The organism is Pseudomonas sp. NPDC077451 (assembly GCF_044543345.1).
GTDB lineage: Bacteria > Pseudomonadota > Gammaproteobacteria > Pseudomonadales > Pseudomonadaceae > Stutzerimonas.
Map to the genome: position 1 here is coordinate 80,784 of NZ_JBITVX010000011.1, position 22,020 is coordinate 102,803.

The window sequence follows — 22,020 nt, forward strand, 5'->3', positions numbered from 1 at the left end:
ATCACGCGCCGCTAACTCCCACAATCGCGATGGGTCTGGCTTGCGTTCCCAAAACAATGCATGCGTATCTAGAACGTCATCTCCGGTACGTGATCCGGCACCACCAGTTCACCTGCAGTCTTGGCCACGATTTCCTCGACGCTCACACCAGGCGCGCGCTCCTTGAGGACGAAGGCACCGTTCTCGATTTCCAGGTAGGCCAGATCGGTCAGCACGCGCTTGATGCAGCCGGCGCCAGTCAGCGGCAGCGTGCACTTGGGCAGCAGCTTGGACTCGCCATCCTTGGAGGCGTGCGTCATCAGTACGATGATGTTTTCGGCGCCGGCGACCAGGTCCATGGCGCCGCCCATGCCTTTGACCAGCTTGCCGGGGATCATCCAGGACGCGATGTTGCCCTGGACGTCGACCTCGAAGGCGCCGAGCACGGTGAGGTCGATATGCCCGCCGCGGATCATCGCGAAGGATTCGGCGGAGTTGAAAATGGAAGCGCCGACGCGTGCGGTGACGGTCTGTTTGCCGGCGTTGATCATGTCGGCATCGAGTTCTTCTTCTGTGGGAAACGCGCCCATGCCGAGCAGGCCGTTCTCCGATTGCAGCATTACTTCCATGCCCTCGGGCACGTAATTGGCGACCAGGGTCGGGATGCCGATGCCGAGGTTCACGTAGAAGCCGTCCTGCAGCTCACGGGCGACGCGCTGGGCCATTTGTTCGCGGGAAAGTGCCATCGTCGATTCCTCTTATTCTTTTGATTAAGTGCGGACGGTGCGCTTTTCGATGCGCTTCTCGAAGGTGCCGCAGATGATGCGGTCGACGTAGATGCCGGGCGTGTGGATCTGGGTGGGGTCGATCTCACCGGGCTCGACGATTTCCTCGACCTCAACGACCGTGATCTTGCCGGCGGCGGCTGCTAGCGGGTTGAAGTTCTGCGCGGTGTGGCGGTAGATGACGTTGCCGTAGCGGTCGGCCTTCCAGCCTTTGACGATGGCGAAGTCGCCGGTGATGGCGTGCTCGAGGATGTGCGGACGGCCGTTGAATTCACGCACGTCCTTGCCATCGGCGATGGGGGTGCCGTATCCGGTAGCGGTGTAGAAGGCGGGAATGCCGGCGCCGCCTGCGCGCATCTTTTCAGCCAGCGTGCCCTGAGGCGTCAGTTCGACCTCCAGCTCGCCATCCAGCAGCTGCTTTTCGAACAACGCGTTTTCGCCCACGTAGGAGGCGATCATCTTGCGGATCTGCCGGTCCTCCAGCAGCACACCCAGGCCGAAGCCGTCGACGCCGCAGTTGTTGGAAACCACCGTCAGGTCGCGGGTGCCCTTGCGCTTGATCTCGGCGATCAGGTTCTCGGGAATGCCGCACAGACCGAAGCCACCGGCCAGAACGGTCATGCCGTCCTCGAGCCCGTCGAGCGCCTCGGCATAGGAATTCACGCGCTTGTCGAAACCAGCCATAAACGATTCCTTTTTGTTGTTGGGTTGTTTTTGGTGAGCTGCAATCGAGTGTTCCCTTGTGTGACGGATTTGTTAAGTTGATTTTTAAGCGCGATTGATTGATAAAACAAAACAAAGCGCCGTCATGCGCTCTCCGGATCCGATTCGATGACCGTCAAACAACTCCGTGCGTTTCTCGCTGTGGCCCACACCCTGAGCTTCGCTCAGGCCTGCGAGCGGCTGCACCTGTCGCAATCGGCGCTGAGCCTGACCATCAAGGCGCTGGAGGACGGGCTCGGAGGTCGCCTGTTCAGCCGTACCACGCGCGCGGTGAGCCTGACGCCCGAGGGTGAAGCGCTGCTGCCACTGGCACGCAGGTTGTTGGCCGACTGGGACAACGCCGAAGACGAGCTGCGGCAGCGTTTCACCTTGAAGCAGGGCAGGGTGGCATTGGCCTCTATGCCGTCCTTCGCCGGTAATCTGCTGCCAGCCGTACTGCGCACCTTTCGCGACCGCTACCCCTCGATCAGCGTCACCGTGCATGACGTGATCAACGAGCAGGTGATGGAAATGGTTCGTGACCGCCAGGTAGAAATCGGGATCGCCTTCGAGCCTGAACCCAGCACGCCGCTGACATTCACCCCGCTGTACACCGACCGTTTCGTGGCGGTGGTGCCGGCCGATTCGGTGCTGGCAAGCCAGGCCGAAGTGAGCTGGGACGCGTTGCTCGAGCATCCCTTCATTACCTTGCAGCGGCCATCGACGGTGCGCGTCATGCTCGAAGACCATCTGCGTCCGCGCGGTCGTCAGTTGCCGGTTCAGTTCGAGAGTCATCAGTTGGCGACGGTCGGACGTATGGTCGCCAGCGGCCTGGGTGTCAGCGCCGTGCCGGCGTTATGTCGGGCGCAGATGCTCGAACTCGGCGCACGCTGCGTGGCGCTGAGCGATCCCGTGATCGAGAAGCCGGTGGGCATCCTGACCAAGCCCGGCCACGAGCTTTCGGTGGCGGCGCAGGCTATCGCCGATGCGTTACGTGCTGATACGGGGTATCCAGCAGGCTGCGAAAGGGTTGTTATTGATGGCCAGAACCTCCACTAGCCATCAACTGGTTTATTTCAATAAGTAGATCAGCGGCAGTGAAGAACCAGCGGGTTCTACCGATAAGTGAGCATGGACTGGTGCGGCCGGTCCGCCAGCACCAAGGCGTCGACGCCTTCGGTGCGCAGTTGCCTCATTCAAGGATAAGTGACTCATGTCTCTGCGAAATATCGGTATTGCCCCCCGCGCTGCGCTTGGCTTCGGCCTAGTCGCACTTCTGCTGTTTTGCATCGGTGCGTTCTCATTGATGCAGATGGCGAAGATGGACAGCGCTGCGGATGAAATCAATCTCAATTGGATGCCTTCTCTGTCGACGCTGAAAGACATAAACCAGTCGGTCCTGCGTCAACGGATTTTTACGCTTCGATTGCTGGTGCTCACAGATCAGGCAGCGCTGACCAAAAACAAAGCAAACATAGCTGAGCTGAAACAACACGTGGGGCAGCTCACTGATACCTACAAAGGCTTTATTGTTGGTGCAGAGGAACAGCGTCTGTTCGAGACATTCACGCGGGCTTATTCCATCTATCAAAACGATCAACAGCAGATAATCGACTTTGTCGACCAAGGGCGTCTCGATAATGCACGTGACTACCTAAACACGACGTTGCTGACTAATGCCGACGCGTTGATGAAAACCCTCATGGCCCTTGGCGACTTCAACAACGCAGGTGTAAGCACTGCAGCCAATATTACGGCCGAAGCCTACGACAGTTCGCGCATCGCCGTGATCGCTGCGATCATCGTCTCCATGTTGGTCACGGCGCTTCTGGCCTGGCTGCTGATTCGCAGCATTGTTCAGCCTTTGGCTGAAGCCGTACGAGTTACCGAGATCGTAGCCTCAGGTGATCTCACCAAGACCATCGCGGTGGTCGGCAAGGACGAGCCAGCTCGCCTCCTGGAGTCGATGAAACGCATGCAGGCCCGTCTGCGTGAAACCATCATGAGCATTTCAGACTCGTCCACACAGCTTGCGGCTGCCGCCGAAGAACTCAACGTGGTTACAGAGGATTCGAGCCGCGGCCTGGCCCAGCAGAACAGCGAAATCGAGCAGGCCGCTACGGCTGTAAACCAGATGACGGCCGCAGTCGATGAAGTCGCCCGCAACGCGGTGGCGACCGCCGAAGCATCCAAGCAATCGGAGCAGTCTGGTCGGGAGGGGCAGCAGCAGGTGAGCCGCACCGTGCAATCCATCAACGATCTGGCACAAGGCGTCACCACCACGGCCGGTCAGGTGGGCGAACTGGCAAACAAGGTGCGTGATATCACCAAGGTGCTGGACGTGATCCGCGCCATCGCAGAGCAAACTAACCTGCTGGCACTTAACGCTGCCATCGAGGCTGCGCGTGCCGGTGATGCCGGACGTGGCTTCGCTGTCGTTGCTGATGAGGTACGTGCCCTGGCGCACCGCACTCAACAGTCGACTCAGGAAATCGAAGAGATGATTGGGGGCATCCAGCACGGAACCGAAAGTGCGGTGCGGGCTATGCAGCAAAGCAATCAGCAAGCGCATTCGACCCTCGTCGTGGCCCAGGCTGCAGGCCAAGCACTGGATCAGATCGCCGCCGCGATCGCCACCATCAGCGAGCGCAACCTGGTTGTTGCAAGTGCGTCCGAGGAGCAGGCGCAGGTCTCTCGTGAAGTGGATCGGAATCTGATGAACATCCGCGACCTTTCCATGCAAACCTCGGCCGGCGCCAACCAGACCAGCGCTGCCAGCCAGGAACTGGCGCAGCTTGCCGTCGGGCTTCGGGCGCTCGTTGGCCGCTTCTCCGTCTAATAGCCGAAGCAGGCCTTGTGACAGGCTCGGACGCTTCGTACACCTCTTGGCGGGGCCGACCTGTGGATATCGGCCCTGATTCATCCTTTTCCGGCACCTCACGGGCATCGCTGTCAGTGAGTTCGGTGCTGCGCCGAGCGATACAGAAGCCAAACCGGACTGATTCCGTAGTAGTTGTTGCGTTGTGGTGGATGTGCTTTTGTGACTATCGAGCTATTGGTCGATAATCGCCCATCGCTTATCCGCCAAGGACGCCCGCCGTGAACGACGAATCCCGCTTCAATCTCCCGTCCATGGCGCCGGCCATCGTTGCGTCGCCGGCCAAACGCATTGAGGCCCTGACTGGCGACCCGAACTTCATGACCTCCCTGGCGCGGGGGTTGGCGGTGATTCATGCGTTTCAGGAACGCAAGCGCCATCTGACCATTGCCCAGATCAGCCACCGCACAGAGATCCCCCGTGCGGCAGTGCGGCGTTGTCTGTACACGCTGATCAAGCTGGGCTACGCGACCACCGACGGACGCACCTATTCGCTGCTACCCAAGGTGCTGACGCTCGGCCATGCGTACCTCTCATCAACACCTTTGGCAGTGACTGCCCAGCCGATTCTGGATCGGCTCAGCAACGAACTGCACGAAGCTTGCTCCATGGCCACGCTGGAAGGCGATGAAGTGCTCTACGTGGCGCGTTCTGCCACGCCACAGCGGCTGATATCAGTCGACCTCAGCGTGGGTAGCCGGCTGCCTGCGTACTGCACCTCAATGGGCCGCATCCTGCTGGCGGCGCTGGACGATGCCGCGCTGGACGACTATCTGGAACACGCCAACCTGCAGGTCAAGACCAGCCGCACACTGCATACGCCTGAAGCCATCCGTGCCTCGATCGCCGAGATCAGGCAGCAGGGTTGGGTGATCATTGACCAGGAGCTGGAGGTTGGCCTGCGTTCGCTGGCCGTGCCGCTGAAGGATTCCGCTGGACAAGTGCTGGCCGCGCTAAACGTTGGTACCCACGCCAGCCGCATGACCAAGCAGGAGCTCGAAACGCGCTTCCTGCCGGTTTTGCTGGAAGCTAGCAAGGAACTGAGTACCCGTTTGTTCCACTGATACGACGGTTGGCCAAGGGCAGACCAGCCTTGGGAGGGTTAACGGTTTGTGTTCGCTAATCGCACAGCTAGTCGATCATCGGATTGTTCTGCTGGGGCTCGATGGCTAGTGTGGGTTGCAAGCGCATCACGCGCATTCGCTATCTACACGAGACAGACCCATGGCCGAACTCCTGTCCCTTCGCGAAGCAGTGAATCGCTTCGTCAGCAACGGCGATACCGTTGCGCTTGAAGGCTTCACGCACCTGATTCCCACCGCCGCCGCCCACGAGCTTATCCGCCAGGACAAGAAAGACCTGACTCTGGTACGGATGACCCCTGATCTGGTCTATGACCTGCTGATCGGCGCGGGCTGCGCGAAGAAGCTGGTGTTTTCCTGGGGCGGCAATCCCGGCGTCGGCTCGCTGCACCGCCTGCGTGACGCCGTGGAAAAGCAGTGGCCGCTGCCGCTGGAAATTGAAGAACGCAGCCATGCGGATCTGGCCAACGCCTATGTCGCCGGCGCGTCCGGCCTGCCGTTCGCCGTGCTGCGCGCCTACCTCGGTTCCGATCTGCCGAAGGTCAACCCGATGATCAAATTCATCGACTGTCCTTTCACTGGCGAAACGCTGGCGGCGGTCCCCAGCGTCCGCCCGGACGTCACCGTGATCCACGCGCAAAAGGCCGACCGCAAGGGCAACGTACTGATTGCCGGCATTCTGGGCGTGCAGAAGGAAGCGGTCCTGGCCGCCAAGCGCTGCATCGTCACCGTCGAGGAGATCGTCGACGACCTGCAGGCGCCGATGAATGCCTGCGTCTTGCCCAGCTGGGCCCTGAGTGCTGTGTGCCTGGTGCCCGGTGGCGCGCATCCGTCCTACGCGCATGGCTACTACGAGCGCGACAACCGCTTCTACCAGCAGTGGGACCCGATTGCCCGTGACCGCGACACCTTCACTGCCTGGCTCGATGAATTCATTCGCGGTACCGAAGATTTCCCAGCGTTCCAGTCCAAGCTGGCCGCGCAGCAGGAGGCCAAGTGATGAGCGCTCAGGTCCATGACTACAGCACCAACGAAATGATGACCGTGGCCGCCTCGCGTCGCCTGGGAAATGGCAGCGTGTGCTTTGTCGGGATTGGTTTGCCCTCCAAGGCGGCCAATCTGGCGCGCCTGACCCATGCGCCGGACGTGGTGCTGATCTACGAGTCCGGCCCGATCGGCGCCAAGCCCTCGGTACTGCCGCTTTCCATTGGTGACGGCGAACTGGCGGAGACCGCCGACACCGTGGTCCCCACCGCAGAGATTTTCCGCTACTGGCTGCAAGGCGGACGTATTGATGTGGGCTTTCTCGGTGCTGCCCAGGTGGACAGGTACGGCAACATCAACACCACGGTGATCGGCGACTATCACCAACCGAAAGTTCGCTTGCCAGGGGCGGGCGGTGCGCCGGAAATTGCCGGGTCGGCGAAAAAGGTGCTGATCATCCTCAAGCAGTCGCACCGCACCTTTGTCGACAAGCTGGCGTTCATCACCTCGGTCGGTTTCGGCGAGGGCGGTGAGCACCGTAAGCAGCTCGGGCTGCCCGGCAATGGCCCGGTTGGGATCATCACTGACCTCTGCATCATGGAGCCCGAAGCGGGGTCGAACGAATTCGTGGTGACCTCGCTGCATCCGGGCGTGACCCGCGAACAGGTGACCGAGAACACCGGCTGGGCCATTCGTTTCGCCGCTCAACTGGGCGAAACCGCGGCACCGACCGAAACTGAATTGCAAGCGCTGCGCGCCCTGGAGGCACGCACCGCTGCCGCCCATGGACAAGCTGGAGGTGACGAGTGACACGCGACGTCTTTATCTGTGATGCAGTCCGCACGCCCATTGGCCGCTTCGGCGGCGCGTTGGCCGCTGTGCGAACCGACGATCTGGCTGCCACGCCAATCAAGGCGCTGCTCGAACGCAACCCCGGGCTCGACCCGGCGGCCATCGAAGAAGTCTTCATGGGCAGCGCCAACCAGGCCGGCGAGGACAACCGCAACGTCGCGCGTATGGCCGCGCTGCTAGCCGGCCTGCCGGAAACGGTGCCGGGTGTGACGCTCAATCGTCTTTGCGCTTCGGGCATGGACGCGGTGGGCAGCGCTTTCCGGGCGATAGCCTGCGGTGAGATGGAGCTGGCCATTGCCGGCGGCGTAGAGTCCATGAGCCGCGCGCCCTACGTAATGGGCAAGGCCGATACCGCCTTCGGCCGGACCCAGAAAATCGAGGACACCACAATTGGCTGGCGCTTCATCAATCCCAAGATGAAGGAGATGTACGGCGTCGATGCCATGCCGCAGACCGCGGACAATGTCGCCGAGGAGCACAGGATCAGCCGCGAGGCCCAGGATGCCTTCGCGCTGCGCAGCCAGCAGCGCACCGGCAAGGCGCAGGCGGCTGGTTTCTTCGCCGAAGAGATCGTGCCGGTGGTGATCAAAGGCCGCAAGGGCGACACCGTGGTCGACACCGACGAGCATCCACGTCCGGATACATCTGCCGAGGCGCTAGCCAAACTCAAGCCGGTCAATGGCCCGGACAAAACCGTCACCGCAGGCAATGCCTCGGGCGTCAACGACGGCGCTGCTGCGCTGATTCTTGCCAGCGCCGAAGCCGTGCAGAAATACGGGCTCACGCCGCGCGCCAAGGTGCTCGGCATGGCCAGCGCGGGTGTCGCGCCACGCGTCATGGGCTACGGTCCGGTGCCGGCAGTGCGCAAGTTGTGCGAGCGGCTGAACATGGCCGTGAGCGACTTCGATGTGATCGAACTCAACGAGGCTTTCGCCGCCCAGGCGCTCGCCGTCACCCGTGATCTCGGCCTCGAAGATGACAGCCCGAAGGTCAACCCGCAGGGCGGCGCCATTGCCCTCGGTCATCCGCTGGGCATGAGCGGCGCGCGGCTGGTACTGACGACCGTGCATGCGCTGGAGAAGAGCGGCGGCAAGCTCGGGCTGGCGACCATGTGCGTGGGGGTGGGGCAGGGGCTGGCTTTGGCGGTTGAGAGAGTTTAAGAGGCGCGCCGTGGTGGGCTGAAGCCCACCCTACAGAAACTGTGCTGCGCGCTGGTAGGGTGGGCTTCAGCCCACCATTGCTCTCACAACTGTGATGGGCTTGGCCTCGGCATGATTTGTACAACGGCCGTCTTACTCATTCGCGGATACCTATAAATCCGACTTCCAGGAGGATCAGTAGGGTGGGCTTCAGCCCACCAGCGCTATCCGCAACGGCGTTTGCCGCGTCACGGCACTGGTGTGATTGCAGGCACAGCATCTTCCTTGTACGTGCGCTGCCACCTCTAACTCGACGTTCAGGAGGGCTCCCATGCCCAGCATCAAACTCGCCGATGGCGAACTTAATTACCGCTTCGATGGCCCGGTGGATGCGCCTGTGCTGGTGCTTTCCAACTCTCTGGGCACGACATTGGCGATGTGGGATGCACAGGTCCCCGCGTTCAGCCAACACTTTCGCGTGCTGCGCTATGACACCCGCGGTCACGGCAGCTCGTCCGTCACGCCTGGCCCTTACACCATCGCGCAGCTCGGACAGGATGTGCTCGACCTCGTCGATGCCTTGTTCATCGATCGCTTCGCCTTCTGCGGTCTGTCCATGGGCGGCCTGATCGGTCAATGGCTGGGTATCCATGCCGGTGAACGCCTAACCCACCTGGTGCTCTGCAACACGGGCGCGAAGATCGGCACCGATGAGGTCTGGAACGAGCGTATCGACGGCGTATTGCACGGTGGCGAGCAGGCCATGCGCGACATGCGTGACGCGTCTGTCGCACGCTGGTTCACGCCCGACTTTGCGGCGCAGCATCCCGTCGAGGTGGGTCGCATCACTCAGATGGTCGCCAACACCTCACCAGCCGGCTATGCCGCCAACTGCGCGGCCGTGCGTGATGCCGATTACCGCGAGCAGCTGGGGGCGATCAAGGTGCCAACGCTGGTTGTCTGCGGCAGCAAGGACCCGGTCACGACGCCCGAGCACGGGCGCTTTATCCAAGCGCATGTCGCCGGGGCGAGGCTGATTGAACTGGATGCTGCGCACCTGTCCAATGTCGAGGCGAGCGACGCGTTCACCCGGCCGGTAATGGCGTTTCTCTGCGATTGAGCCACGCAAGGTTGATTTGAATGCAAAAAGCCGGGCCGCAAGGGCCCGGTAAAGGATCAACGAGGAGGTATTGCGGTGCTGCTCAGGACGCTTACCAGAGCGCCAGGGTGTAGCTAAGGATCACGCGAGTTTCGTTGATGTCGTTGCCAAAGTTGCTGCGTACCGTGGCGTTACGCACTTTCATGGCGAGGTTCTTCAACGGTCCGTTCTGGACCACATAGGCGATATCGGTATCGCGTTCCCACTCTTCACCTTCGCCGCCGCCGGCCAGGTTGACGTTGTCACCGGACACGTAGCGGGTCATCAGGCTCAGCCCGGGGATGCCAGCAGCAGCGAAGTCATAGTCGTAGCGAACCTGCCATGACTTCTCGTCTTCGTTGCCGAAGTCATTGATCTGCAACAGGTTGATCAGCATGTTGTCGCCGCCGCTGACGTACGCAAAGCCAGTGTCGCCGCTCAACGTCTGGTAACCGCCAGTAAAGCCATGGCCGCCGATCTTGTAGGTGAACAGCGCGCCGAAGGCATTGTTGTCGACGTTGCTGCCACCGTCATCGGTGGAGCGTACATAGCGCAGGTCGGTCTTGAAGCTCTGGTTCTCACCGAGCGGCATGATGTGGACCAGCTGCGTGTTGTGCTGCTTGTAGATGCCATCCAGGCCGCCGTAGTAGTAGCTACCGGTCAGTTCGGGCCTGAACTGGTATTTGCCGCCAGCGAACAAGAACTCGTCGCTGGTCTTGGCATTGCCCAACACGATGTTGCGTGCTCCCGCGGTGAATACCGTCATCTCTTCGTAATCTGACGAGTCGCGATAGCTGGTGCGGTCAAGCATGCCGAAGTCGAGCGTAAGCCCGTCGACTTCCTTGCTCTGCAACCAGGCACCACGGTAGATGCTGGGCAGTAGGCGGCTGTCGTTGCGCATCACCACCGGGATGATCGGCTGCAGGGTGCCGACGTGCAGGGTCGTGTTGGACATCTTCGCTTTGGCGGTTAGCCCGGCGGTGCCGTAGTCATCAGACGGCTGACCGGACGAATCGCGCTGCAGGATGCCGGTGCCGGAGCGATCCGGGCTGGAGTCGAGCTTGACGCCCAGCAAGCCGAGCGCATCCACGCCGAAACCGACTGGCCCGTCGGTGTAGCCCGACTCGATTTTCATGATGAAGCCTTGGGCCCACTCGTCCGCCTCAGACTGCGGTGCGCCACTCTGGCGGAAATCACGGTTCATGTAGAAGTTGCGCAGCTCGACGCTGGCTTTGCTGTCATCGAGGAACGCAGCGCTAGCCGGGCCGGTGATGCTCAGTGCAACGCTGGCGCAGAGCAGGTTGCGGGCGAAATTGCGGAGGTCTGTCATGGTGCTTCCTTTTGTTGTTATTGGTTCGGTGTCGCCAGGTTTCCCTTCAGTGAATAGCGAATGCCGTGCCAGGCGCACCGGCAGTGGCGGCATTCCACCGTTATCGGGCGGCGAGCCCTAGCCAGAGCCCTGCAGTCACTACCTCAAGGACCGCACGGCCACAAAACGGGTAGGGCAGCACTGTCTGTCTGGCTGGACATGTTCGTCAGGGCAGGCCAAACGCTGTCCAATCGGCTGGAAGCCGGTCGCCGCGCTTACCAGATGATGTGTGGGGCGCGGCTTCGATGCAGCTCTAGTTGAGGCCTATGTGGCTCTTCACGCAGACAAAGCTGGAGGCATCGTTAACATCGCCGCGCCTCTTGTACTTCGGCCAGCCTGGGTATTCGCAAAGCGGGCGGGTGCGACCGGGTACGGCGACGGTGTCGGTGACGACCTGACGCTTGGGTGTAACGCCGCGTTCGACCCAGTTCTCTAGCGCGGTCAGTGAATCCCAGGCGGCATTGAAGACGGTGCTGGCCGCGTGTGCGTAGCCGGGAATCTCGTAGTAGCGCATGAACCGGCGGGTCTGTCCGACGCCCATGTCCTGCTGCACGCGCCGGTAATATTCAGCCGTGGCGCGGGTGCTGACCAGCTGATCCGAGGTGCCATGGGCCATCAGAATCTTGCCGCCGTTGGCAACGAATGCCGACAGATCGGTCTGGTTGACGTCCTGACGCAGCGACAGTGCATCGACTCGCGCCTGCCACGGACCGAGGTCGGTCGGGTCCAGAGTCAGGGAATTGAATGCCGGGTTGCGGGTCACGAAGTAGCGCACCCACTCGTCCCAGAACCCTGAATGGTAGGGCGCGCCTTCGGCGAAGCCCGTGCCGTGTACCGGCATCGGATAGTCGGGCTGCAGCGTGTTGAGGCCAAGCCGATTGACCACCAGTTGCAGGCCTTCGCCGGGACGGCCCAGGTCGGTGCCCCAGGTATTGAAGCCGGGATAGCCGCGTTCACCGCTGGCCAATGGCTGACTGAAACGAATCGGCGTATCGAACACCTTGAGCGCATTGATCTGCGCGTCGGACAGGCAGCTGCTACCTGTGTCAGCCCCGTCACGGCAGCGCAAGGGACGGCCGTTGAGCTTGGCTGTTGCTGGATCGAATTGGGCGTTGCACGCCGCCTGGTGGCTGATCACCCGATCACGCACGCCATCGAGCCCGTCACAGGCTTGCATCGCGGCTTCCAGTAGCGCGGCACGCTTTTCCAGGCTGGGATAGGCGCCTGGCGCAGCCAACGCGCGGGTAATGCGGCCAAACTGCAAATCCAGTGCGGCGGCGTTGTAGGCCGGGTAGAGCACGATTGCGCCCTGAAAATCCTTCGGCCACTGCTGCACCACTGCAAGCGCCTCTCGGCCCCCTGTGGAGCCTCCGGCAAAATAGCTGCGAACCGGTGGCTGACCATAACGTTGCTCGATCAGGTACATCGCCGTATCTCGGGTTTTTTTCAGGGCGTCGTGGCCGTAGTTGGCCAAGGCTTCCTCGTTCCAGGCGAAGTCACCCGGATGAACCGGGTTGGCGACGTGGCCCGAGTCGCTGGCAAATACCGCATAGCCGCGGCCCAGTGGCGTCGGCTGGTCGATCGGCCCGGCCGGGACGTTGCCGGCAACATTGGGGACGGTGCCGTTGTAGCCGCCACCGCCATACATCATCGCTTTGCTGTTCCATTGTTCAGGCAGGACGATGCGCATCTTGATGCTGGGTGCGCTTGGGTCGACCGGAGCGATTTCCACGCTCAGATCGCAATGTGGGCCAAACGTCTGTGGTGCGCTGCCACCGCCTGGGTTCAGGGTCGCGGCTGTGACCCTCGCGCCCGATGTGGGTAGAGCGATCGCCGAAGCAGGGATTTGCGCACCGGATAATTCGCTGCAGTTAGCGGCTAGGGTTGGCTCGGCAATCACCAACGCCAGCAGGGCGGGCGATGCCAACAGCAGCCGCGGAGAGGCTGCGCTGCGAAAATGCTTTGCACGGGATGCTTTCATGTGGGTTTCCTTGTTCTTGTTGTCATGCCTTCATGACTGACGCCACGAGGTGATGCCCGAGAACCACTGGCCGGGCGTAGTGGCTGAGCCAAAGCTGTGCCAGCTCAACAGAGCAAGGTTCAACCGCCGATGACCGGTCACAAGATTGCAGCCGGACCGCTCTAGCATGAAGACGATCAGGCTGAACACAGCGCTGCGGCTGAGGTGTGTTCTGTCCAGTCCACGGGACATTGGGGTCCGCGTTGTCGTCGCTGCTGGACACTCTGTATGGCGGCTTGGACTTTTTCGACGGGCGGTGCGGCTGTTGATTCAGAAAAGCCTCCCCGAGGCGTGACGGGGTGCCGGCACGGTGACGTCTGTGCTTTAGCACACCGGGCGTCGAGTTCGCAGCGTTTAGTTCGGACGGATATGACCGCCGAAGCGGATATTCCAAAACCTCCTGACTATACTTTCGTCGTATGTGCGCAACGGTCGCACGCCCCGCCTATTTTTCCTGTCGAGACCAGCCCGCCCCCATGGAAACGCTTTACCTCATCTTCCTGCTGCTGCTTGCAGTGGGTGCCAGCCGCATTCTGGCCAATGTCGTTCCGCTGCCACTGCCAATTCTGCAGATCATCATGGGCAGCCTGCTCGCGCTCCCACCGTTCGGCATGGGCGTCGAGCTACGGCCCGAGATCTTTATGCTGCTGTTCATTCCACCGTTGCTGTTTTATGACGGTTGGAAGATACCCAAGCGCGAGTTCACCGAGCACGGCGCGGAAATGACCGCCATGGCGCTGGTGCTCGTGCTGATCATCCTGGTGGTGGTGGGCTATTTCATTCACTGGCTGCTGCCAGTCATTCCGCTTGGCGCAGCCTTTGCGTTAGCAGCCATTCTTTCGCCCACCGACGCACTTGCAGTCATCGCCATTGGCCAGGGTCGGCTGCCGCGACATATGGCGCATCAGCTCGAAGGCGAGGCGATGATGAACGACGCCACCGGTCTGGTTTCCTTCAAATTCGCATTGGCTGCGGCTATCACCGGCTCTTTCTCGTTGGTTACCGTTACCGGCGAGTTCTTCGTCATCGCGCTGGGCGGTCTCGCGATTGGTGCGGGACTGAGCTGGTCGGTAGGCAAGGCCAAACAGTGGATGACCGCACGGGATCTGTTTGATCCCTCGACCTACGTAGTGATGATTCTCCTGTTGCCGTTCGCCGCTTTCTTCCTGGCCGAGCATGCCGGGATGTCCGGAATTCTCTCAGCGGTGGCAGCGGGCATGGTGCAGAGCCGTATCGACATGCTGCCTGTGAAGACGAGTACCCGAATTTTGAACCGCAGCGTCTGGGAAATGCTCGACTTCAGCTTCAACGGCCTGGTGTTTCTGCTGCTGGGCCTGCAGTTCCCGCGTATCGTGGAGCGCGTATGGGAAGCAGCGGGCGAGGGGAGTTACAGCATGCCAATGCTGGTATTCAGTGCACTGGCGATCATGGCGCTGCTGTTGGTCATCCGCTTTACCTTCGTTTATGGCTATCACTGGAGCGAAGCCCGTGTACGGCGTCTGCTCGGCAGGACGGTTCAGCCCAAACCCCTGCGGTTGTTTTCCGCGCTTAATGCGGTTGCGGGCGTGCGTGGTGCGATTACCCTGGCCGGTGTGCTGTCGATCCCGTTAATGATCGGCGATACACCGTTTCCAGGCCGTGATCTGATGATCTTCCTCGCCGCGGCAGTGATCATCCTGTCCTTGCTGATCGGTGCGCTGGGCATTCCCTACTTCCTCAAGCAGCTACCCAACAACGATTTCGAAGAACACAGGGAAGAGCTGAAAAAGGCACGACGGCTCGCTGCTCAGGCGGCGGTCAGCTGGCTGGAGGGCTGGAAGCAGGCCAACCCGGTGGAGGATGCCGATAGCGCACTGCTGCGCAGCGAGGTGACCGCGCGGGTCACCGAGTCATACCGTCACGACATCGAAGCGTTGATGGACCATCACGGTCGAGCAAACCAGGCCCGTGAAACCATGACGTTGGAGCGGGTCATTCGCGTTCAAGCCATTGCGGTGCAGCGCAAGGAAATGTACCGCATGAGGAAACGGCACGAGATCGACGAGCAGATGCTGCAAACCCTGCTGCGCGAACTCGATTATGAAGAGGCCGCGCTGGGGACGGGGGAATCGGCTTAACGGCCGGCCAGGTCCTGCTGCGCTTCGGGTTCAAGCACGGCGATCGTGTGGTCGCTGTGCTTGAACGTCACCAGCTGGGTCAGCCAGGCCTGCAGCACAGGCGATGGTGCTTTCTGATTGCGACTCGCGATTGAAAGGATTTCCCGGGCGATGGTCACCACCGCGCTCTTGCTGCCGAGAAAGTGCCAGTTGAACCAGCCATCGCCGTAGGTCAGCGGCGTTTTCTGCCCTGACGGCAAAGGGATGTACACCTTGACCGAAAGATCGAAAAGCACTTCGGGCTTGGAGATGATCAGCAGCTTCACGTCCGCTACCTTGCTCAACCAGTAGCGATGATCGAAGCGTCCTCCCGTCAGTTCTGCAGACTGGCTCAAGGCATCGTTGATCAACGCTCGGTTATCGATGAGTTGCACGGTAGGGGCTTCCGTCTGCAGGTGGGTGTTCCGCATTCGAGCTGACGCGATCAATGCGCAACAGGTACGAAATCGGTGAAATAGACGCCGCGCGTGGCTGATGGCTTGGAGCCGTACACGCTTCGTTTGGCATGTCGGGTTATCGGTTGATCGAGGTTTTTGTTTAGCCTTGCGTGAGTGAAAAGTTCGTTCGTCCAACAGCCCTGACCGATGGCGAACCCTGTCTAACAAGCGGCCTAGGCGCAAAGAGGCCGGTCGATGAACCAAGCTCATCGACCGACCTTTTGCCGTAGCGGTTACTGGGCGTTGGCTTGCGCGGCTTCTGTGATCAGCGCAGCCACTTCATCTGGATGCGAGGTCATCACGACGTGGGAGGCGCCGGGGATGCTCAGGGTTTTCTTTGAGCCTGCGCGGTCGGCCATGAACTTCAGCGCGGCCTCGGGGATGTTCTTGTCGCCGGTGCCGTAGACGAACCAGGAAGGTACGTACGCCCAGGCGGAGTGCTGGCTTTCTTCGTTCAACGCGGCGGCGGTTATCGGGCGCTGCGTAGCGGCCATCAAGGCCGCCTCGGCCGCCGGCACATCGGTAGCAAACTGTTCGGCAAACTTATCCTGCTGGATGTAGAGATCCTGGTTGCCGTCGCTCAGCTGAACGGGTTCGGCCAGGGTCGGACCAAGCGTTCCGCCTGGAAATTTGCCGGCCAGCGTGGCAGCGCTTTCGCCGGTTGCCGGCGCGAATGCAGCGACATACACCAGCGCCTTGACCTTGTCGCTGCCATTCACTGCGTTGGTGATGACGCTACCGCCGTAGGAATGACCGACCAGCACGATAGGGCCTGAGGTGTGCTCGATGATGTCGGAGACGTATTTGGCATCGTTGGCTACACCACGCAGCGGGTTGGCTGCGGCGATGACCGGATAACCTTGACCAATCAGCCGGCTGGCCACGCCGTTCCAGCTTGCTGCTTCGGCAAACGCACCGTGCACCAGAATCACGGTTGGTTTGTCGGCGGCGAAGCTGGCGACGCTGCCCAGCGTAGTGGCGGCGGCGAGAAGGGTGGCGGCTGCGGCGTTGCGGGTTTTCGATGCAGTGGTCATGACGTTGTTCTACCTTTTCGATTAGATACGGTTCGGGTTGTTGTAGCGGTGGCTGGCTCTGCTCAGCAGGCCGGAGCACCCACACAGGAAACGGCTTGGGAGTTCGGAGCGACTTGCGTCAGGTGCAGGGTCATAATGCGCAGGCGGGTTGTCGTAAAGGACTCAAATCGTCTTCAATATGCAACTAATCGTCTAATCGAGGCAGGTAACCATGGATCGTCTATCGAGTCTGCTGTGCCACTTCGGCATGCACGCGGGCCTGTATCACAGCGGAGATCTCTGTGGCGTTGCGGCCTTCGAGACTGCGGACCAGGTGGGCTACATCCATGTGCTGCGCGAAGGCGCCATGACGTTGCGTCTGGCGGACAACAGCGAGGTGCGGTTGGCGGAGCCGACGGTGATGGTATTTCCCCGTCCGTATCGGCACCGCATGCTGGCCAACGAAGCGGATGGCGCGCGGCTGGTGTGCGCGACGCTGCAATTCGACGGCGGGGCCAACAACCCGCTGGCCGCGGCGTTGCCTGATGTCTTGCTGCTGCCGGTGGCCGACGCGCCGATCCTCGACGGTGCCTTGGCCTGGCTGTTTGAGGAAGCGGTCGCCGGTTACTGTGGCCGCGAGGCGGTCATGGGGCGCCTGTTCGAACTGCTCATCGTGCAGATGCTGCGCCACTTGATGGCCAGCCAGACGATGAGTTCGGGAATGATGGCCGGGCTTGCAGACCTGCGCCTAGCGCGGGCGATCACGCTGATGCACGCCGAACCCGAGCGTGCATGGTCGGTGGCCGAACTGGCTGCCGAATCGAATATGTCACGGGCCAGCTTTGCCGCCAGTTTCCGCTCGGTGGTCGGGCAGACACCGGCGGATTACCTCACCAGTTGGCGCATCAGCCTGGCACAGAAGCGCTTGCGCGAAGGCCGGCCGATCGCCCTGATTGCCGATGAGGTGGGTTACGAAAGCCCATCGGCGTTGGCTCGCGCCTTCCGCCGCAAGACCGGCGCCAGTCCGCGCGAATGGCAGGCCGCAGCGAGCGCGTGACGGCGTGGCGGGGTACTTCCCGGCATTATCGGTCCGTCCGCGCTGCGTTACTTGACCCATGACTGGCAGCGGCAGAGCTCATTTGGCGAACAGCTGACTCATGTCCTTGAACGCCTTGAATTCCAACGCATTGCCGCAAGGGTCGAAGAGGAACATGGTTGCCTGCTCGCCGACCTGGCCCTGAAAGCGTACATAGGGCTCGATCACGAACTTGGTATCCCGTGCGCGCAGGCGCTCGGCCAGCGCTTCCCACTCTGGCCAGCTGAGCACGATGCCGAAGTGCGGCACTGGAACGTCGTGACCGTCTACGGCATTGGTGTGTGCAGCTTGCTGCGATGGCGTCTGCGGGTGCTCATGGATAACCAGTTGGTGGCCGTAAAAATCGAAGTCGACCCAATGCTCGGACGAGCGGCCTTCGGTGAGACCGAAGACTTCGCCATAGAAGCGACGCGCGGCGGGTAGGTCATGGACAGGGATCGCAAGGTGAAAAGGGGAGAGGCTCATCAAGGCTTCCTTTTGTTGTGGGGCCGTAACGATCATGTTGCCGATTTGTCGCCCTCATCTACAGCGGATATCGTTCGTGTCGAGCCTCGAGTATTTCGATCAATCCAGGTCCCTATGATCCGCGAATTGAAAACCTTCCTTGCGATCGCCCGGTGCGGCAGCTTCGCCGCTGCGGGCCACAGAATCGGGCTGACCCAGTCAGCTGTCAGCGCCCAGATCAAAAATCTTGAGGAAGCGCTGGGCCTGCGCCTATTCGATCGAACGGGCCGCTCGGCGTATCTCAATGCAGCGGGCCTGCGGGCGCTGCCGCTGGCCGAGCAGATCCTCGAGACGTTCAGCTTGATGGGTCGACCGGAGTCGCTCGAAGACTACCGGGGCGAACTGCGAATCGGTGCCATTGGTACGGTACAGACCGGCCTGCTGCCGCGGGTGCTGCTCCGTCTGCTGGAACAGGCGCCGGGTGTCGCGCCAAAGCTGGTTCCCGGTGTCTCGTTGAATCTGTTGTCGCAAGTCGATGCCGGCGAGATCGATCTGGCGATCATGATCCGTCCGCCATTTGCGCTGCCCAAGGAGCTCCATGCCGAGTTGATTCAGCGCGAGCCGTTCGTGCTGATCACGCCGCTCGACGTGGCCGGTGATGACCCGTTGCAGCTCCTTGTCGAGCAGCCGTTCGTACGTTACGACCGCAGCTCCTTTGGCGGTCGGCAGGTGAGTCAGTTCTTGCGCAAACATCACTTGGATGTCCGTCCTGGCCTGGAACTTGACGAGTTGGATGCCATTGTCAAGATGGTCGCCTGTGGGCTGGGTGTAGCCCTGGTGCCAGAAGCCGGGTTATGGCTAGAAAGTACGCCGACCGTCCGCGTTCTGCGACTGGGCGGCGCAACCTTCTACCGGGAGCTGGTACTGGTCGGTCGCCACAGCGCCCGGCAGCTGCCGGTGCAGCAGCTGTTTCACCGCTGTGTGCGTGAAGTGCTGGCGAAGCAGGGCGATCCGACTCTGGTTTAGCGCGCCCGCTAAGTAAAAGCGCCCGCCAGCCACACCGAACGTCGGTTATAGAAGGCTTCGCAGGGGGCTATCGGGGCCGTGCACTACCCTTGATAAAGCGAGGATTCAACGATAGCTGCGTATATCGGTCTAGCTCAGAACGGTGACCAGCTCTATGGGTCCAAGCAGAAGCTCGCTTTACAAACTTTTTGGATAACAGCATGGCCCAACCAGATCTGCAATCCCGGCTTGCTTTCACGCTGCAATCGGCTGGCTTGCTGGAGTGGTACGTCGAGCTGGACGATTCTCTAAGCGATACCCAGGCGACGGTCGAGGCTGTCACCGATGCGCTCGATGCCTGTGCATTGGGCAGCACCTCACTCACCGAATTCTTGGAACACATCCATCCCGACGACCGCGACCCGGTCGCCGAGCACGTGGCTGTCGCCCTCTCGACCGGTGACGAGGTGCGCTTCGAGTGCCGTGTTCTGGTCGGCGACAGCAGTGTGCAAATGGTCAGCGTGAGCGGTCGCTCCACCGCTCATCCCGAGCTGCGGGCGTTGCACTTCGTCAGTCAGGACGTGACCGACTGCCGCCGCTCCGAGGCCATAGCCGAAGGGCAGATGCGCTCACTGGAGCTGGCGGTCGCCGGCGCGCCCTTGACTGATGTGCTGGTCGAACTTACCCGCTCGGCCGAAAGGCAGTCGGCTGGGACCATTCGCGCAGCCATCATGCGCCTGGATGAGGATGGCAAGCTGCGATTCGTTGAAGCGTCCAACCTTCCTCCAGATTTCGTCGCTGCGCTCGATGCGATGGACGCAGGTTCCGACGAAACCACCTGCAGCGTGTCGGTACGCACCGGCAAGCCAAGTGTTGCCGTGGATATTGCCAGCGATCCGTACTGGGCCCAGCACCGGGACAAGGCGCTTGAGCACGGCCTGCGCGCTTGCTGGTCCACACCCGTTCTTTCTGACCGCGGCGAGGTGATGGGCACCATTGCCTGTTACAGCAGCGTATGCGCAGCGCCGTCGTCTTTGGAGCAAGAAGGGATCACGCTGCTCGCCAATACGGCGGCGCTGGTGGTGCAGCGCGATCGAGCCAACCGGGCACGGATCAAGGCCGAGCGAGAGATGGCAGCCAACGAGCGCCGCTTCAAGGGGCTGGTGAAGGCCACCAACAGTTTGGTCTGGTCGACCAGCCCCGAAGTGGACATCGTTGAGCTACAGCCCGACTGGAGCGAATTCACTGGCCAGACGTTCGAGCAATCGCGCGGGAAGGGTTGGCTCGAAGCGGTGCATCCGGAAGATCGTCCCGCGCTTGAAGTCGTCCTTGAGGAAATGCGTTCGACTTATAGCAACAAGCGCGCGGAATACCGCATCCGCCGGGCTGACGGCCAATATCGGCATATGACCGGTCACGCCGTGCCCATCTTCGATGACCACGGGAACATGAAGGAGTGGTCCGGCGGCTTGACTGACATCACGGACCGCAAGCAGGTCGAGCACCGACTGCACCACATGGCCACTCATGACTCGTTGACGGGGCTACCCAACCGAACCTATCTCAATGATCACCTGCGCGAACTGGTCAATTTCATCCCAGAAGGCCAGCAACTGATGATCATGCTGATCGACCTTGATCGCTTCAAGGAAGTGAACGACTCGATGGGGCATGGCTACGGCGACGTACTGTTGGTGCAGATCGCCCATCGGTTGCGCGAAGCGCTGCCGTCCGGTGATCTGGTGGCGCGCCTGGGCGGCGACGAGTTTGTGGTGGTGGCTCATCTACCTGACGGCGTGCGCTCGGCCGAGCGGCTGGCAGCTGATCTGCTGCGGGCGATCCAAGTGCCCTGCGATGTGCTTGGCACACGTTACTACCCCTCGGCATCGATGGGCATGTGTCTGTATCCGAACCCCGACACCAGCATTGACGAACTGCTGCAGCACGCCGATATCGCCATGTATCGCGCCAAGGATGCTGGCGGCACCGGGATGCAGTTCTTCTCGGCTGAGATGAGCATTGAGACCAAGAACCGCATGGCGCTCGAGCTCGACCTGCGCGAAGCGTTGGAACGCAATGAATTCGTGCTGCATTACCAGCCGCGCATCTGCCTGGACGATGACGTTCCATGCGGTGTGGAGGCACTGATCCGCTGGAACCATCCAAGCAAGGGGCTGGTATCGCCAGCGGTGTTCATACCCATCGCCGAAACCACGGGGCTGATCTGCAAAATCGGCAACTGGGTGCTGCAGCAGGCGTGCAAAGACATCCAGCAATTGACCGAACGCATCGGTACCGAGCTGATGTTGTCGGTGAACGTGTCACCGGTGCAGCTCAAATCGCCGACGCTGTGCAGCGAAGTCAGCGGCGCATTGCAGGCGGCCGGGATGGATACGCACCGTCTCGAACTGGAGCTGACCGAGTCCGGGTTGATCGAAGACACCGACGCTTCGCACCAGCTCCTGAGAAACCTGCGAACCATCGGCGTCAGGCTTGCCATCGATGATTTCGGCACCGGGTACGCCGGCATCGCCTATTTGCGCCAATATCCGATCGATGTTGTGAAGCTTGATCGGACCTTCCTTTGCCCAACCGCCAAGGCTGATAACTGTCTCGATTTCATCAAGGCGGTGACCGAAATGTGCCATTCGCTTGGCATGCGCGTCGTGGCCGAAGGCGTAGAGGACGCCGATATGCTGCGGCAGCTGATGCGGTCGGCATGCGACGAGGCACAGGGTTACCTGTTCGCAAAGCCTATGCCGCTGGCTCAGCTGGGTGACTACATCATCGATCGTCGGGCAAGTTGAGCTCTTCGACGTTTGGACTGCGCTGAAGTCGTAACTCGGTATTTGTCTGAATCGGATGCACGGTGTCTTCTGCCCGCATGGCCGGCTCTGTACCATTTGTCGACGTTATTACTCCCATGCTGGCCAGCTGTTGT

Annotated in this window: 18 protein-coding genes and 1 pseudogene; 12 read left to right on the plus strand and 7 right to left on the minus strand. The window is 61.2% G+C overall.

The annotated features are described in order from the left end of the window. Positions 1-68: 68 nt before the first annotated feature. Positions 69-725: a CoA transferase subunit B gene (locus ACIGHL_RS17055; protein ID WP_064482413.1), complete on the minus strand. Its 657-nt coding sequence runs from the start codon at positions 723-725 to the stop codon at positions 69-71. Positions 726-749: 24 nt separating this feature from the next. Continuing rightward, a complete protein-coding gene (locus tag ACIGHL_RS17060) occupies positions 750-1,448 on the minus strand; it encodes a CoA transferase subunit A (protein ID WP_128120811.1) in 699 nt (232 codons plus the stop codon). 147 nt (positions 1,449-1,595) lie between these two features. On the opposite strand from ACIGHL_RS17060, the gene ACIGHL_RS17065 reads away from it, so the two are divergent. The 8 genes and pseudogenes from ACIGHL_RS17065 (at position 1,596) to pcaD (ending at position 9,521) form a co-directional block, all read left to right on the plus strand. Then, a complete protein-coding gene (locus tag ACIGHL_RS17065) occupies positions 1,596-2,525 on the plus strand; it encodes a LysR family transcriptional regulator (RefSeq protein ID WP_128120810.1) in 930 nt (309 codons plus the stop codon). A 154-nt stretch (positions 2,526-2,679) separates the two neighbouring features. Continuing rightward, positions 2,680-3,450: pseudogene (locus ACIGHL_RS17070) on the plus strand (MCP four helix bundle domain-containing protein); the annotation flags it as partial. 18 nt (positions 3,451-3,468) lie between these two features. Further along, positions 3,469-4,305, plus strand: coding sequence for a methyl-accepting chemotaxis protein (locus tag ACIGHL_RS17075; RefSeq protein WP_500137057.1), 837 nt, complete (start codon positions 3,469-3,471; stop codon positions 4,303-4,305). A 293-nt stretch (positions 4,306-4,598) separates the two neighbouring features. Beyond that, positions 4,599-5,408 (plus strand): IclR family transcriptional regulator domain-containing protein, encoded by an 810-nt coding sequence (locus tag ACIGHL_RS17080; RefSeq protein ID WP_177327104.1) that lies wholly within the window; start codon positions 4,599-4,601, stop codon positions 5,406-5,408. A 160-nt stretch (positions 5,409-5,568) separates the two neighbouring features. Next, entirely contained in the window at positions 5,569-6,426 is an 858-nt protein-coding gene (locus tag ACIGHL_RS17085; RefSeq protein ID WP_128120807.1) for a CoA transferase subunit A, read from the plus strand. Next, positions 6,426-7,220, plus strand: coding sequence for a CoA-transferase subunit beta (locus ACIGHL_RS17090; protein WP_128120806.1), 795 nt, complete (start codon positions 6,426-6,428; stop codon positions 7,218-7,220). The genes ACIGHL_RS17085 and ACIGHL_RS17090 overlap by 1 nt, the downstream gene beginning before the upstream one ends. Beyond that, entirely contained in the window at positions 7,217-8,422 is a 1,206-nt protein-coding gene (gene pcaF / locus ACIGHL_RS17095) for a 3-oxoadipyl-CoA thiolase (protein ID WP_128120805.1), read from the plus strand. The genes ACIGHL_RS17090 and pcaF overlap by 4 nt, the downstream gene beginning before the upstream one ends. Before the next feature lie 310 nt (positions 8,423-8,732). Next, entirely contained in the window at positions 8,733-9,521 is a 789-nt protein-coding gene (pcaD, locus tag ACIGHL_RS17100) for a 3-oxoadipate enol-lactonase (protein WP_216706819.1), read from the plus strand. A gap of 91 nt (positions 9,522-9,612) precedes the next feature. Here pcaD and ACIGHL_RS17105 read toward each other — a convergent pair whose 3' ends face one another. Further along, positions 9,613-10,869, minus strand: a complete 1,257-nt coding sequence (locus ACIGHL_RS17105; RefSeq protein WP_128120803.1) for an OprD family porin — start codon at positions 10,867-10,869, stop codon at positions 9,613-9,615. Between the two features lie 292 nt (positions 10,870-11,161). Next, the gene (locus ACIGHL_RS17110) at positions 11,162-12,889 is read right to left on the minus strand and encodes a tannase/feruloyl esterase family alpha/beta hydrolase (RefSeq protein ID WP_446697668.1); all 1,728 of its coding nucleotides are present in this window, start codon (positions 12,887-12,889) and stop codon (positions 11,162-11,164) included. A gap of 515 nt (positions 12,890-13,404) precedes the next feature. On the opposite strand from ACIGHL_RS17110, the gene ACIGHL_RS17115 reads away from it, so the two are divergent. Beyond that, the gene (locus ACIGHL_RS17115) at positions 13,405-15,045 is read left to right on the plus strand and encodes a Na+/H+ antiporter (RefSeq protein ID WP_446697669.1); all 1,641 of its coding nucleotides are present in this window, start codon (positions 13,405-13,407) and stop codon (positions 15,043-15,045) included. On the opposite strand, the gene ACIGHL_RS17120 is transcribed toward ACIGHL_RS17115, so the two are convergent. Both ACIGHL_RS17120 and ACIGHL_RS17125 read right to left on the minus strand, forming a co-directional pair. Further along, positions 15,042-15,458 (minus strand): hypothetical protein, encoded by a 417-nt coding sequence (locus tag ACIGHL_RS17120; protein WP_128120801.1) that lies wholly within the window; start codon positions 15,456-15,458, stop codon positions 15,042-15,044. The genes ACIGHL_RS17115 and ACIGHL_RS17120 overlap by 4 nt on opposite strands. Positions 15,459-15,754: 296 nt before the next feature. Beyond that, positions 15,755-16,555, minus strand: coding sequence for an alpha/beta fold hydrolase (locus ACIGHL_RS17125; RefSeq protein ID WP_128120800.1), 801 nt, complete (start codon positions 16,553-16,555; stop codon positions 15,755-15,757). A 211-nt stretch (positions 16,556-16,766) separates the two neighbouring features. Here ACIGHL_RS17125 and ACIGHL_RS17130 point away from each other — a divergent pair, with 211 nt between their 5' ends. After that, entirely contained in the window at positions 16,767-17,591 is an 825-nt protein-coding gene (locus tag ACIGHL_RS17130) for an AraC family transcriptional regulator (RefSeq protein ID WP_045426843.1), read from the plus strand. Between the two features lie 78 nt (positions 17,592-17,669). On the opposite strand, the gene ACIGHL_RS17135 is transcribed toward ACIGHL_RS17130, so the two are convergent. Further along, positions 17,670-18,095 (minus strand): VOC family protein, encoded by a 426-nt coding sequence (locus tag ACIGHL_RS17135; RefSeq protein ID WP_128120799.1) that lies wholly within the window; start codon positions 18,093-18,095, stop codon positions 17,670-17,672. A 114-nt stretch (positions 18,096-18,209) separates the two neighbouring features. Between ACIGHL_RS17135 and ACIGHL_RS17140 the strand changes: the two genes are divergently transcribed. Together ACIGHL_RS17140 and ACIGHL_RS17145 are read left to right on the plus strand one after the other, a co-directional pair. Further along, positions 18,210-19,100, plus strand: coding sequence for a LysR family transcriptional regulator (locus tag ACIGHL_RS17140; RefSeq protein WP_446697670.1), 891 nt, complete (start codon positions 18,210-18,212; stop codon positions 19,098-19,100). A gap of 200 nt (positions 19,101-19,300) precedes the next feature. Continuing rightward, the gene (locus tag ACIGHL_RS17145) at positions 19,301-21,886 is read left to right on the plus strand and encodes a bifunctional diguanylate cyclase/phosphodiesterase (protein ID WP_128120797.1); all 2,586 of its coding nucleotides are present in this window, start codon (positions 19,301-19,303) and stop codon (positions 21,884-21,886) included. Positions 21,887-22,020: the final 134 nt, after the last annotated feature.